The following is a 12,975-nucleotide window of genomic DNA, read 5'->3' on the forward strand; positions in this document are numbered from 1 at the left end:
CGGCGCTCGGTTCCGCGGTTGGCGCTGCTTCTTGTACGGGTGCATCCGTCGCCGGCGTCGTGCCGGTGCCCGCATCGGGCTCCACCGTGTCAGCGGCCGCCGCGGGAGCGGGCGCGGGTTCGGGCTTCTTCAACGACGCGCCGGTGACAAGCACTTCCTCCGCGGTCAGCTTCTCGACGCGGAAAACCTGCGCCTTGCCGGAAAGCGCGAGCGCATGGGAACCGTTCTCATCCGGGCCGAAGCGGAACACGTGGTCCGCGCCGTCCTTCATCACGCAATGCAACGTCGCGATCGGCGCGGCTGTTAAATCAGGCTGGCCGAAAACGATGTCTGACGCCTCGAGGTCCGCGATAGACATTGCGAGGTCGTCACAGTTTTCCGTATTGGGATCGGCGGTGGCGCCGTCGACGGTCAGTGTCCAACCATCTTCACCGGCGCGCGCAAGTTGGAACGAATCCGACGCACGCTCGACGCTGATGCTGTTGATCTCTTCTTCGTCGATGTCGAGCAACTGCCGTTGATAGATGTCTTTCGCGGGCGGGAATGCGCGGTCCACGTCGCCCTTGCTCATGACCAGCACGTTTGCGGCGTTGTCCAAGCGTGCGTATTGCCCCGCGATGCCCTTGGACGGCGCGCCCAGCGCGAGCGTGTGCTGTTCGCCGGATGCGAGCGAAACGACGGCGGTGTGTGTCGGCGTTTCCAGGCCCGCGCCATCGGGCTTATCCGCGTAGTCCGACGGCGTCCACGCGGACAACACATTGGCGATGGCGTCAAGCGTCGAGGTTTGCGGCTCGAGGTCTGCTGTAGGCGCGTTGACGACCCATTCCTCGCCCTGTTTTGTGACGGAGATGTTGCCGGCGGGCTGCGTGAGATCGATCTTCGCGATCTGCGCCTTGTCGAGCGCGAGGCCTTTCAGCGTGAACATGTCCGTACCCTTCGGAAAGACCTTCTCGAAGGCGAACTTGCTGAGCTTGAAGATGACGTCCTTGTTTGCGGACGCGACGCGCACGTAGCCGTCGCCATTCGGATCGGGGCGGCCGCCTTCGATGACGACGTCGCTGTCTTTGCCCTCGACGGTAATCGCGACGCTGAACTGAGGCGACTCGAGGCCCCAGTCCGCGAGCTTGGCGGGATCGACAACGTCCGACGCGGTCACTGGCGCAAAGGCCCCGGCGAGGTTCTCCACACCGGACTGTTTTACGTCAAGCCCCGTGCCGCCTTCCGCGAGCACCCACTTCACTTCGGTCTTCGTCGCCGGTTTTTCGCCGGCCGTCTCGCCTTCGGCGGCCTCTTTCTGGGCCGCTTCCTTGGCGGCGCGTTCGGCAAGGGGTTCGCCCGCCTTGGGCTTGTCGCCGGTCGTGGCTTCTTCGGCCGCCGCGGCCGTGTCTTCGACGGGCACTTCCTTTGTTTCCTTCGCGACGACGAGGCGCTTGTCCGGCGTGGTGACGACGACTTTCGAGATGGTGTCCTTGGCGATGTTGACGACTTCCTTCTTCAACCACGTATCCGCCTTCGGCGCGGTGTCGGGCTCGTCCTGGTACACGCCGGCTTCGCGTCTGAGGTTGGTGTCAAGCAGGTAGACGTCGGTGGAATCGGCCGCGCGCATCAGCACTTGTTCCATTGCGGGGGCCTTGCCGACGAGCACGTTCACCGCGGGGCTTTCTTCGCCCTTCTTGAATCCCTTGACGTGGAACGCCTTCTCGTCTTTCAAGTTGTACGACTCGAGCGTCGCATCGCCCGCGCCGCGGTCGCGTACTTCGCCCTTGAGGGCAATCGCCTTTTCGACGAATTCCTCGATCTTCTTCTGGTCCGCGGGGGCGTTGAAGTGGCTGGTAATCCACCAGACGTTCGGGTCGGCGTCGCTGCGCTGCAGCGTGACTTTCTCTTCGGCCTTGCCGCCGGCGTACATTTCGATTTTGGCGATGTCCGCCTTGTTCAGCCCTTCGGGAACCAACGCGGTGAGTTTCACCTGATCCGTAATGTTGTACTTCGGCTTGGTCGTCTGCTTGATGACAACCAGGACGAACAGGATCACGAAGATCGCCGCGAGGGGCGTGACGTACTTCTGTTTCATGCTATTTCTCCGTCGTCAACGCCACGCCCGCGGGCGTGGCGGCACTTATTTCCGCTATGCGTTCTGCTGCGATTGGAACGACATGGTGTATGCGTCGCGCGACTGCTTGCGCGTAAACCACGACGCGACGCCGATGGCTGCGACGCACATGTTCACGGCCGCGTAGTTCATAAACTGCCAGAACCCGCGCTGGGCGTCGGACGGCTTGTCGATTGCGCGATCGATCGGCTTGCTGCCGCGCACGCTCACGATGTCGTCGCCCCAGGTCAGGTTGTCCACGCAGTTCAGGAACAACTCGAGGTTGCCCTGCTGCAGGAAGTTTTTGTTGAACATCTGCGAACAGCCCAGCAGCACCAGTTTGCCCGGCGCGGGTGTGAGCGCCGGCGCTTCGCCGGTTTCCGGTTCGGGCGGTTGGGGCGGCATACCCGGCGCGGGCTGCGCGGGCGGCCACGCGGGACGCGGCTGATCTTTGTACACGTCGGGGAATTGGCCCGTGATCTGCGCCATGAGCGGATATGTCTTGCCCGACGGCGGCGTCTCGATGTCCTGATTCGTCAGCTTCTTGTCCGGCGGAATCGTCCACGCGTTGTCCGTCGTGGTCATGATGGTTTTCTCTTCAAGGCTGTACTTCGCGAGCTCTTCCTTGTTGATATCGAGTGCGGTGCCCCAGAGATAGAAGATGCTCGAGAGACGGTTGGTCATCGGCGCTTCCTGGTTCATCGTCGTGTTGTTGATGAGCATGTGCATTGGGAGGTTCAGCGTAGTGCCGCCGCCCATCAACTGTTCGAGGGGGTTGCCGCTGCGCACGGTCAACGGCACTTTGTTCTTGTCCATCAGGATATCCGTGCTGACGCCGAGACCGTACTTCGCGAGCAGGTCGTTTATCTGCGGATTCTGTTCGCGCTTGGTGAGGTTCACGCTGCCCTCGGGCGTGACGCGGTATTCCCACTCGTAGTTCTGCACCGCGATCACCACATTCTTGCCGGACGCCAGCGCGCGGCTGACTTCCCATTTCTGCCGGTCGTTGAACTCGCGCGGGTTGATGACAACGAGCGTGTCGTACTTCTCCGGCAACGGGCTCTGTTGATTCAGTTCGACGCGCTCGACCTTGTATTTCTCCTGTTCGAGCAGGCGCTGGCAATATTCGTAGGGGTCTTCGCTTTCCGGTATAGGCTGGCCCATCTGCATGTAAAGTTGCCGGAGTTGCGGCGGAATGTTTACCGCTTCCTTCGGCGCGACCAACGCGACTGTTGCCGGCTCCGTGCGGGAAATCTTGTAGATCGTGTTGACGAGACGGTATTCGAGTTCCTGCAACGATTCCGGCATGACCTGCGGGATGATCTCTTCCTTCGCGTCGCGGTAGCCCACGCCGATGCTCGAATAGACGGGCTTCTGAGACACTTCGTTGTTGATCATCGCCTGCACCATGAACGGCTGGACGCCCTTGCTGAGCATGCGTTTCTCGAGCTTCTCGGCGTCGCTTTTCTCGGCCTCTTTCTTCTCCTCGCCGTCTTCGTCGACGAGGTCTTCCTGCGACGCGAGCACGTTGGCCGCTTTCAAGTACACCGGCGTGAATTCGACTTTGCCGTTCGACGCGATCTGCAACTCCGCCAATTTGTCCGAAATGTCCTGTTCGAGTGTTTTCAACGCCGTCGGCATGTCCTCCTTCGGCGAGATATAGAGCTTTATCTGCGCGGGCGATTCGAGTTGCGACAGGATGGTCTTCGTCGCGGGGGAAATTGTGTAGCTCTTGTCCTCGGTCATGTCCACGCGCACGAGACTCATGTCCGTAACAAGCCAGTTGAACGCCAAGCCGATGCCGAAACACAGCGCGACCGCGGTCGCGTACGCGGTGCGCGCGCCCGGTCGGTTGCGCTGTTCGATGAACATGATGTTCAGCACGAGGAACATCACCGTCCATATGACGAAGTAGACGATATCCACAAGTTCGAGCACGCCGCGAGTGAATGTGTTGTAATGATCGACCATTCCGATGAGCGTGCTTAGGGACGAGCCGAGGTTCGGCAGCAGATCGTCCAGGTACGACGCGATGAAGTTCGTGCCCAACAGGAAGATCGTGAAGCACGCAAGCAGCGAGACGACGAACGCGACGATCTGGTCGCGGCAGAACCCGGAAAAGAAAATGCCGATCGACAGGAAGAACGCGCCGAGCAGAAGGGTGCCGAGGTATCCGCCGAAGATCGCGCCGTTATCCGGATTGCCGAGAACGACGAGCATCAGCGGCACCGTGAACGTGCACGCGAGCGTGATCGCGAAGAAGACAAACGTCGCGAGGAACTTTCCGATGACCAGTTCCCACGCGCGCATGGGGAAGGTCAGGAGCATTTCCCAGGTGTTTTCCTTGCGTTCTTCGGCCCACACGCGCATGGTGATCGCGGGGACGAAGATGCAGAGCATCAACGGCAGGTTGCCGAAGTAGGACCGCATGTCCGCGATGGGGAAGGTGAAGAACGAGGTGATGTAGAGGCCCACGCTGATCGCGAGGAACACGATGATGAAGATGTAGCCGATCGGCGAGGTGAAGTACGCCCCCAGATCGCGCCGGATTATCGTGCGGATATTGCTCATGACTGCGCTCCCGTCGTGGCCGCGCCTTCGGCCTTCTCGGTCAATTTCAGGAAAGTTTCCTCGAGGGTGAGCGGTCGGTCGGTGAGTTCGCGCAGTTCCCAGTTCTTCATGCGCGCCAACTTGCCCACTTCGCGCCAGAGGTGCGAACCAGGCCTGCCGTGCAGGACAAACGTCGCAAAGCCGTCGTCTTCGCCGACAAAGTCCACCTTGCGCGAACCTTCGATGCCGGACAGCAGGCGCTCGGTATCCTCGCGTTTTCCGAGAACGGACACGCGCGTGCGCTCTTCGCTGGTCGCCATGTCGCGCAACTCTTCGAGCGTGCCGTCACCGACGATGCGGCCCTGGCTGATGATGACGATACGGTCGGCGGTCGCCTCGACCTCTTGCAGGATGTGCGTCGAAAGGATGACCGTCTTGCCGTGCGCGAGGCTTTTGATGAGCTGCCGGATTTCGACAATCTGGTGCGGGTCGAGGCCGGAGGTCGGCTCGTCGAGGATGATAATCTCGGGATCGTGAATCAGCGCCTGCGCCAGTGCCGTGCGCTGCTTGTAGCCCTTCGAGAGTTCGCGCACCACCTTGCGGTACATATGCCGCAGGCCGCACGCTTCGAGCACGACGTCCGTCCGCTCGCGCAACCGGGCGCCGCTCAACCCGCGCGCTTTGCCCACGAAGTTGAGGTAGCCCTTGACTTCCATGTCCATGTACAGCGGCAAGATTTCAGGCAGGTACCCGATAATTTTGCGCACGCCCAGTGGGTTCTCGAGTACGTCAATCCCGCCGACCTTCGCCGTCCCTTTCGACGGGTGCAGATAGGTCGTGAGGATTTTCATCGTGGTCGATTTGCCGGCCCCGTTCGGGCCCAGGAGGCCGACAATCTCCCCCTTCTTCACCTCGAACGATACATTGCGCAGCGCCTGGACCGGGCCGTAATGCATCGACAGGCTCTCGGCTCTGATCATCCTTCCTCTCCTGCAATTTCGGTGTGATGTGGAATACCGGCCACCGCGGCGGATTGGACAAACGTGTGCCATTCGCTCGACGGTATTCCCCGCCCGCGAGGAGCAAAGTCCGTGCCGCACGCACGAAAGCCCGGAAAGGTCGATAGCCTATCAGTCTAGTTCATTGAACGTCAAGGGCTTAACGGCGCGAAGCAATACCGTAGAAATATGCACGATAATCGCCCAAATGAGGTTAGCCAAAGTGGATGGTTGCTGTTTTCAGGTATAAGTGGGTGCTCCGCGCTCTTCGCAACAGATTGATTGACACTCGCGAACGGACCGGACAGTGTATCTTCAAGCGCGGGAGGTATAGCCGTTACGCGGTCAATGTTACTAGGATTTCCATGAAACAATTCGCACACTGGACTCCCCGCTACGCGCACGACCGTTTGCGGTTGTTCGCGTACACGCTTACTCACCCTGGCGCACCGTGGCTGGCCCCTGGTGCCGTGTGTTTTCTCGATGCGTGGATTCAGCCCCATCACACGGGATTCGAATGGGGCTCGGGTCGCAGCACGGTGTGGTTCTCGCGGCGAGCGGCGCGCCTGACGAGCATCGAGCATGACGAGAAATGGTTCCGTCGTGTGCAACAAAAGCTCCGCGCGAACTCGTGCGGCGGTGTCGAGCATCGGTTCGTTGTGGTAACGGATTCAAACCCGTTGGCGTATATAGATGCTATCGCAGAAGTCGAGGATGCGTCACTTGACTTCGTGCTGGTAGACGGTCTGTCAGCCCTGCGCGATTCCTGTGCGCTCGCCGCGATGCCAAAGGTCCGCGCCGGGGGGATATTGATCATCGACGATGTTCACCGATACATGCCTTCCGAATCGCGTGCCCCGCTCGCCCTTCCGTCGGGTTCCGAACCACCGACGCCCGAGTGGCAATCGGCGTTTCGACAACTTGCCACATGGGATATGCAACGGTTCTCGAGCGGCGTCACCGATACCGGAATTTGGATTCGAAAATGACACCAAGCGCATTTTGCGTGGAACCCGCGCCGCACACTTGCGCGCGCGGCGCAAAACCAATACGATCCGGCGGATCACTTGGTGGGGAATTGCATGGCTGACGCGAAAGATACAGCTCCGATTGGCGTAGACGAACCGTTCATTGTCGATGAAGCGACGGACGAGGTCCTGCGACTGCACCTCGAGAAGTTCGAGGGGCCGCTCGAGGTCCTTCTGTACCTCATCAAGTCGCAGGAGATCGACATCTTCGACATTCCGATCGTGAAGGTGACGGAACAGTTCCTGCGGTTCATCGAGGTGATGAGCGAGGAGAACCTCGAGGTGACCGGCGACTTCCTTGTCATGGCGGCGACGCTGATCCAGATCAAGTCGAAGATGCTGCTCCCGCCGGACGTTGAGACGGCGGAGGACGAGGAGTTCGAGGACGAAGACCCGCGCATGGAACTGGTGGAGAAGCTGCTCGAATACCGCCGGTACCGCGACGTGGCCGAGCGGCTGCAATTTCTCGAGTCCGAGCGAGAACGCCTGTTCGCGCGCAGCACGAAACCCGCGCTCGACCTGCCGCCCGAGGAAGAAGAGGAAATGCTCGAGGTCACGCTGTACGATCTTGTGACCGCGTTCAAGGGCGTTTTGCGGTACTTCACCGAGGACAACATCCACACGATAGCGGGCGAAGGCGCGTCGGTGGACGAGAAGGTCGAGTACATCGAAGAACGTCTGGCGCGGGAGGGCAGCGTCGCGTGGACGGAGCTGTTCAAGGAATGCCGGTCGCGCGTCGAGTTGGTGTGTTGTTTCCTCGCGATTCTCGAACTGTGCCGCATGGGCCGCATCCGGGCGCACCAGCACCATTCGTTCGAGGAAATCCGGCTGTTCCCGGCGGAGCCGCGGCCGGCGCTCGAGGCCGAGCCCGCGTGATCTTCCCGTGGCGGTTCTGGCGCAGGCGCGCGCCGAAACCCCTCGGCCAGCGCGGCGAAGACCTCGCCGCCAAACACCTCAGGCGCGCGGGCTACCGAATCCTCGAACGCAACGCGAAACTCGGCAAATTCGAGATCGATATTATCGCCCGCGAAGGTGACACCATCGCGTTCGTCGAAGTCAAAACCCGCCGCTCGAATTCCTTCCTCGAACCCGAGGCGAACGTCACGCCCACGAAACAACAGCACATCCGCCGCGCCGCGGCGATCTACATCTCGCGCCACAATGATCCCGAAACTTACTATCGCTACGACATCGTGTCAGTCGTTTTGCCCGATGACGGCAACCCGCACGTCACGATACTGCGCGACGCGTTTCGGCCCGAGTGACGCCGCAATCACCTGCCGCACAAGGAGACTCGGGCCAGATACGTGCCGGCACGTCGGGTCAAGCACGGCGAACCCAGCCTCGTGTAAAGAATCTGACGCAATGCGCAGCTATGTGTGATATGCTTCTGGCCGCAGGGCAAGGCGCAGTATCTCCGCCGGGAGAAGTGTAATGGGCAAGTTTCCGCTGGGGCTGTCCGTACGTTTGTCCGTATTCGGGGCCCTTTCGTGCGTATTCGCCGATGCGGCTTTGGCGGCAATCGCCACGCAGCCGCGAGAGACGCCGGACGGTATCTTCTTGACCTTGGACGACGACGACCTCGACGCGCTACCCAAACGCGCGGCGCAGCAAAACGGCTTTGTCCGGCCGCTCACGTACCGCGCGCTGTTGTTGGACGATTACCTTCTCCATAAGGCGCTCAATTCCGCGCCGCTCGAAGAGCCCGATCACCCCATGAAGAGCGACCACAGCGACTCCATAATCTGGCTCCCGATGCCGGACGGCACGGATGTGCCGTTCAGCTTCGTCGAATCGCCAATCATGGAACCCGAACTCGCCGACCAGTACCCGGAAATCCGCACGTATCTTGGAAACGCGCTGGACGGCTCGAACCGGTACGTTCGTTTTGATCGCACGCCTCAGGGATTCCACGCGCTGATACGCGGGGGAGGCGACGTTTACATCGGACCTGGCGAGAAGGAAGGCGCTTACCTCTCCTACCGCGCGTCCGACTATCCATCGGACGGGAATGAATTCACGTGCGGCGTTGAGGATGGATCGGCGCGCGCGGAAACCATCAGCGGCGCGAAGATCAGTTTTGGGGGCATGCTGCGGACTTTCCGCCTCGCGGTGGCTTGCACCGGAGAATATGCGAATTTCCACGGGGCCACAAGCGATGACGATATCGTAAACGTACTGGCGGCGATTACCACGATGCAGAACTTCGTGGATGCCATATTCGAGGGCAATCTCGGGGTGCGATTTGTTCTCGTTGGACAAGTCGGCCAACTTATTTTTACCGATCCGGCGACCGATCCGTTTGCCGGGAATTTGGACACAAGCGTCCTGATCGACGAATCGCAAGCGCACATCCAGGCCACCATCGGCGATGCCAATTATGATATCGGCCATACGTACGCCACCGCTCCTGGCGGCAGGGCCGCCGTAGGGGTAGCGTGCAATTCGAATCAGAAAGCGCGAGGATGCTCCGGCTCGCCAAGCCCTACTGCCGACCCCATCTTTATCTCAGTCGTGTGCCATGAGCTTGGGCACCAATTAGGCGCGACACACACATTCAATAGCACCGCTGGGGGGTGCGGCAACGGCAGCAGGAATGGACCCACCGCGTTCGAGCGTGGCAGCGGCAGTACGATTATGAGCTATTTTGGCAGTTGCGGCGTCGACAATCTGCAGGGGGTTATTGACAATAATAACTTTCATTCGGCGAGCCTCGAACAAATATCCGGTTTCCTTACAACCAACACGTGCTCGGCAAATGCATCATCAAATAATTCGCCTCCCACGGTGAGCGCCGGCCCCGACTTCACCATTCCGAAGGGAACGCCGTTTACCTTGACTGCCCAAGGATCGGATCCGGACGGTGATTTGGTCTCATACGCCTGGGAAGAGCGTGACAAGGGCCCCAAACAAGCGTTGACAGACCCGGACAACGGCAAAAGCCCCTTGTTCCGGTGCTTTCTCCCGACGATTAACAATGAGCGCACGTTCCCTGAACTGGCGAACATCATCTCGGGCGCCAATACGCTCGAAGAGCTTTTGCCCTCGCTATCGCGAACGATGAAGTTCGTAATCGTCGCGCGGGACCTTACCGGCGGGTTTGCGACGGACGAGACGAGGTTAACCGTGGCGTCGGCGGCGGGTCCGTTTCGCGTGACGTTTCCGAATGGGGCGGAAACCTTCGAAGGCGGAGTTAAACGAAACATTCGGTGGAATGTCGCGGGAACAGACGCGGCGCCTATTGACGCGGCGGACGTGAAAATACTCTTTTCGGAAGACGGCGGTCACTCGTTCCCGACAATCCTTAAATCCAGCACGCCGAACGACGGGAAGCAAAAGGTTACGATTCCCGACGTGGAGACCGCTGGGGGGCGAATTAAAATCGAGGCGATCGGTAATGTCTTTTTCGACATATCCGACGAGGATTTCACAGTTGGACCGGGTATCTTCGACATAGTCGGTACCTGGGTGGTTGACTCTACCCTAATTTATAAGTTCTTTGCGGATGGAAGCATGGATATTTGTGTAACATATGACCCCGAAAACTGTTCGTCATACCCATACGAATGGATTCAAACCGGTCCGGACTCGGGCGAGTTGACGACCGTATACACCGGCTCCGGCCACCTCAACGTCCATATTGTGAACAACGATCTTTTGGAACTTTCCTATCCTCCCGCCGGCCCCGTGTTTGCGACGCTCACCCGGATTTGAATCGGGCCGCTCGGGGACCCGAATTCGGTTTGCTGTAACGAAGTCGTTTGTGCAGCCCCTGGTGGGACCGGTGCGTTCGGTTCGATCGCACGCCGCTGGGCTTTCGCGCATATGCTGGGGGTGGCGGGGAAGTTTACATTTAACCGGACGAAAAGGAAGACAGGTACTATTCTTACCGCGCTTCAGATTACCTGGTGCCGTTCTGTCTATCCCACCGCGCGGTGTAAATTGCGACGTATTTGTTCTCGAAGGGCGCCGCTTTGCGCGACGCGTAACAGATTCGGAACGGCCCGTCGTCCAGGCGCAGCACGCAGTGCCTAGATAAGTGCGATGTCGAACCCGAGGATGTTGCGGGTCGCTTCCTGCGACATCGCGGGATCGGAAACGGCGATGGGCGTCACGAGATGCCAGATGGGGGAACCGGCGTCGGCGTGGAATATGCCTTCGCCAGGTTGGACAACGTGCTCGTACCACAGCGTCTTGCGGTCGGGACCGAACAGTTGGCTGACGCCGCCGATGACGTTGTTGCGCGATATCACCAACGCGGTGACGACGAAATCGACGCCGTCCTGGTGGATTCCTTCCGGCGCGTTCGTCGCGGTGAAATCGGTTCGTGCGACCGTTGAAATCTGGTGAATGGTCATCCGAAGGTTTCGGACGTTTTCGCGCGTCTCGGCAACCATGTCCGCGATATCGACCAGTAATAGCTTGAACGATCTGCACGTATCTGCGGTCACCTGCATCGGCGCGAAGACGCGCGGAAGCCGGCGGTAGTCCTGTACGTCCATGCTGAACGACCGCGCCGGCTGTTGCGACACCGACCAGCTTCCGCCGTCGCGCGTCACGCGGTATTCGGCAATCGCGCGCCTGCGAAAGGGAAGGATCGAATCAAAACTCCTCCGTGCCCCCGCCGGAACGGCGTCAAAAAACGGGACCAGCGGTTCCATTCCGATCGCGCCGGAATAGAATGCGTCGCATGACTCGGACAATTCTTCCGATTGGTGGGGGTGGTACGCGAGGAGTATCTCGATCTGCCGGTGCCGCACGTCGTATATGTCCCACGGAAGTTCGGCGTACGTGCCGTCAATCGCGTCAATCAATTCACGGGATTTGTCAAAAGAGAAGAGGCGAATGGGATCGTCAATGGCAATGCCGAGACGTTGGGACAGGTCCTCTTCCGTTAATGCGTATGTCACCATGGCTTGCACTATGCGACGTCGCCGGCGCTGTCCCGTTATCGGCCCCGCAGGCGTCGATGCGGCGCCCATACGTACGTATTATACCGCGCACCGGGGCTCACGCCGGGGCGTGCAAACGAAATGAATCAGGATCGACGGAATCGTTGTGTCACAGACTTGTTAAGAATGTCCAACACTTCTTCTGAGCGGGTTCGGCCTATCCAAACCCACGCGCTCCCTGCCTTGACCTTCGCCCCGCGTGATCGCTATCCTAAAGCGTTTGGTGGAACTTTCTTGCAGCGCCGCAGATAACACACGCAGAGGCGGTGTTCATGGGCCGGTTTGTGCCCGAGGGTAAGGGAGAAGGCGATGCATTTTTTGCTGCGATCGAAGCGTTTGCACGTGACCGGTGCGGTGGTCCTGGCGGGCTTGAGCATTGCCCTTAGCGCCTGCACCACGATGCAGAACCCGTTCCAACGGAGTTCGACGCCGCCGCCGGCGGAAATGCCGCCGGGCGATACGGCGCCACCGCCTCCGCCCGCCGCCGAGACCGGTCCGCCGCCCGAGCCGGGCCTGGCGATTTCGCCGTCGCAACGGTTCGCGGACGTACCGCTGCCGATAGGCGCGAAAGAAGATGCGGACAAGACGTTCGTGTACGAGGACAAGAACCTCCAGATCGGGCGGATGGTCTATACGACCCGGTCGACGGTGAACGAGTTGGCGCAATTCTATATTAACGAAACGTCCGCCGGCGGCTGGAAGTTGATCAGCAATATCCAGGCGGGCGGGCAGGAATTGCAGTTTGTGAAGGCGGGCAAGCGGCTCACGGTGATCGTTCGCGATCTGGGCCCGACAAAGGGCCGCCAACTCTGGCTGACGGTGACGCCGGACAGCGGGCAATGATGTTGTGGCTGCGGTCGGCGGCATTCGCGCGGTACGGCATATGGATACCGTTGCTGGTTGCCGCCGCGTTGAGTCCCCGCGGCTGCATTAACCGAATTCCGGTCGAAATCCCGGGCGTTACGACGCAAGGGCCGAGCGACGAGGAGCAAATCGTCAGCGTACTCGAAGATGTCCACCGTGGCATGCAGTCGCGGCGCATCTACAAAGTATTGGCGCACGTATCGAAGACGTACCGCGACGACGAAGGCCGGGATTATGCCGCGATCGAGCGGTACCTGACGGAACTGTTTCGCGGCTACAAGTTGATTCAGATCACGCGGGTCCGCCCGAAGGTGATTGTGCAAGGCGACCGCGCGCGCGCGGTCGAGACGTTTGGTACGCGCGCGGAACCGTTCAACCCGAACGAGAACCGGCCCATCGAGTTGCGCGGGCAAATGAACATATACCTCGAAAAGATCGACAACAAGTGGATGATCGTCGAGTGGGGCCGGGTCTTTTAATCGACGACGGAG

At 60.1% G+C, this 12,975-nt stretch carries 10 protein-coding genes; 6 read left to right on the top strand and 4 right to left on the bottom strand.

Annotated elements, in window-relative coordinates; all coding sequences use genetic code 11:
* The 3 genes from HUU46_07020 to HUU46_07030 form a co-directional block, all read right to left on the bottom strand.
* Positions 1-2,074 (bottom strand): DUF4340 domain-containing protein (locus tag HUU46_07020; GenBank protein ID NUM53377.1); only part of this gene is annotated, 2,074 nt, incomplete at its 3' end.
* A gap of 54 nt (positions 2,075-2,128) precedes the next feature.
* On the bottom strand, positions 2,129-4,663 hold the full coding sequence (locus HUU46_07025; protein NUM53378.1) for a Gldg family protein: 2,535 nt from the start codon (positions 4,661-4,663) through the stop codon (positions 2,129-2,131).
* Positions 4,660-5,622, bottom strand: a complete 963-nt coding sequence (locus HUU46_07030) for an ATP-binding cassette domain-containing protein (protein ID NUM53379.1) — start codon at positions 5,620-5,622, stop codon at positions 4,660-4,662. Before HUU46_07030 ends, HUU46_07025 begins: the two co-directional genes overlap by 4 nt.
* Positions 5,623-6,005: 383 nt before the next feature.
* Here HUU46_07030 and HUU46_07035 point away from each other — a divergent pair, with 383 nt between their 5' ends.
* From HUU46_07035 to HUU46_07050, 4 genes are all read left to right on the top strand, one after another.
* Positions 6,006-6,629: a class I SAM-dependent methyltransferase gene (locus tag HUU46_07035; GenBank protein NUM53380.1), complete on the top strand. Its 624-nt coding sequence runs from the start codon at positions 6,006-6,008 to the stop codon at positions 6,627-6,629.
* A gap of 93 nt (positions 6,630-6,722) precedes the next feature.
* The gene (locus tag HUU46_07040) at positions 6,723-7,544 is read left to right on the top strand and encodes a segregation/condensation protein A (GenBank protein NUM53381.1); all 822 of its coding nucleotides are present in this window, start codon (positions 6,723-6,725) and stop codon (positions 7,542-7,544) included.
* Entirely contained in the window at positions 7,541-7,933 is a 393-nt protein-coding gene (locus HUU46_07045) for a YraN family protein (protein ID NUM53382.1), read from the top strand. Before HUU46_07040 ends, HUU46_07045 begins: the two co-directional genes overlap by 4 nt.
* Before the next feature lie 169 nt (positions 7,934-8,102).
* Entirely contained in the window at positions 8,103-10,382 is a 2,280-nt protein-coding gene (locus HUU46_07050) for a hypothetical protein (GenBank protein ID NUM53383.1), read from the top strand.
* A gap of 317 nt (positions 10,383-10,699) precedes the next feature.
* On the opposite strand, the gene HUU46_07055 is transcribed toward HUU46_07050, so the two are convergent.
* The gene (locus tag HUU46_07055; protein NUM53384.1) at positions 10,700-11,581 is read right to left on the bottom strand and encodes a 2OG-Fe dioxygenase family protein; all 882 of its coding nucleotides are present in this window, start codon (positions 11,579-11,581) and stop codon (positions 10,700-10,702) included.
* A 348-nt stretch (positions 11,582-11,929) separates the two neighbouring features.
* Here HUU46_07055 and HUU46_07060 point away from each other — a divergent pair, with 348 nt between their 5' ends.
* Together HUU46_07060 and HUU46_07065 are read left to right on the top strand one after the other, a co-directional pair.
* Positions 11,930-12,463 (top strand): hypothetical protein, encoded by a 534-nt coding sequence (locus HUU46_07060; protein ID NUM53385.1) that lies wholly within the window; start codon positions 11,930-11,932, stop codon positions 12,461-12,463.
* Positions 12,460-12,963, top strand: a complete 504-nt coding sequence (locus HUU46_07065) for a hypothetical protein (protein NUM53386.1) — start codon at positions 12,460-12,462, stop codon at positions 12,961-12,963. Before HUU46_07060 ends, HUU46_07065 begins: the two co-directional genes overlap by 4 nt.
* The last annotated feature ends 12 nt before the right edge of the window (positions 12,964-12,975 follow it).

The sequence above is a fragment of the Candidatus Hydrogenedentota bacterium genome (genome assembly GCA_013359265.1).
Lineage (GTDB): Bacteria > Hydrogenedentota > Hydrogenedentia > Hydrogenedentales > SLHB01 > JABWCD01.

What these genes read in the sequence shown, in the direction of transcription:
- HUU46_07035 (NUM53380.1), top strand. Translation starts at nt 6,006, where the DNA reads ATGAAACAATTCGCACACTGGACTCCCCGCTACGCGCACGACCGTTTG.
- HUU46_07025 (NUM53378.1), bottom strand. Translation starts at nt 4,663, where the DNA reads ATGAGCAATATCCGCACGATAATCCGGCGCGATCTGGGGGCGTACTTC.
- HUU46_07040 (NUM53381.1), top strand. Translation starts at nt 6,723, where the DNA reads ATGGCTGACGCGAAAGATACAGCTCCGATTGGCGTAGACGAACCGTTC.
- HUU46_07050 (NUM53383.1), top strand. Translation starts at nt 8,103, where the DNA reads ATGGGCAAGTTTCCGCTGGGGCTGTCCGTACGTTTGTCCGTATTCGGG.
- HUU46_07060 (NUM53385.1), top strand. Translation starts at nt 11,930, where the DNA reads ATGCATTTTTTGCTGCGATCGAAGCGTTTGCACGTGACCGGTGCGGTG.
- HUU46_07030 (NUM53379.1), bottom strand. Translation starts at nt 5,622, where the DNA reads ATGATCAGAGCCGAGAGCCTGTCGATGCATTACGGCCCGGTCCAGGCG.
- HUU46_07055 (NUM53384.1), bottom strand. Translation starts at nt 11,581, where the DNA reads ATGGTGACATACGCATTAACGGAAGAGGACCTGTCCCAACGTCTCGGC.
- HUU46_07065 (NUM53386.1), top strand. Translation starts at nt 12,460, where the DNA reads ATGATGTTGTGGCTGCGGTCGGCGGCATTCGCGCGGTACGGCATATGG.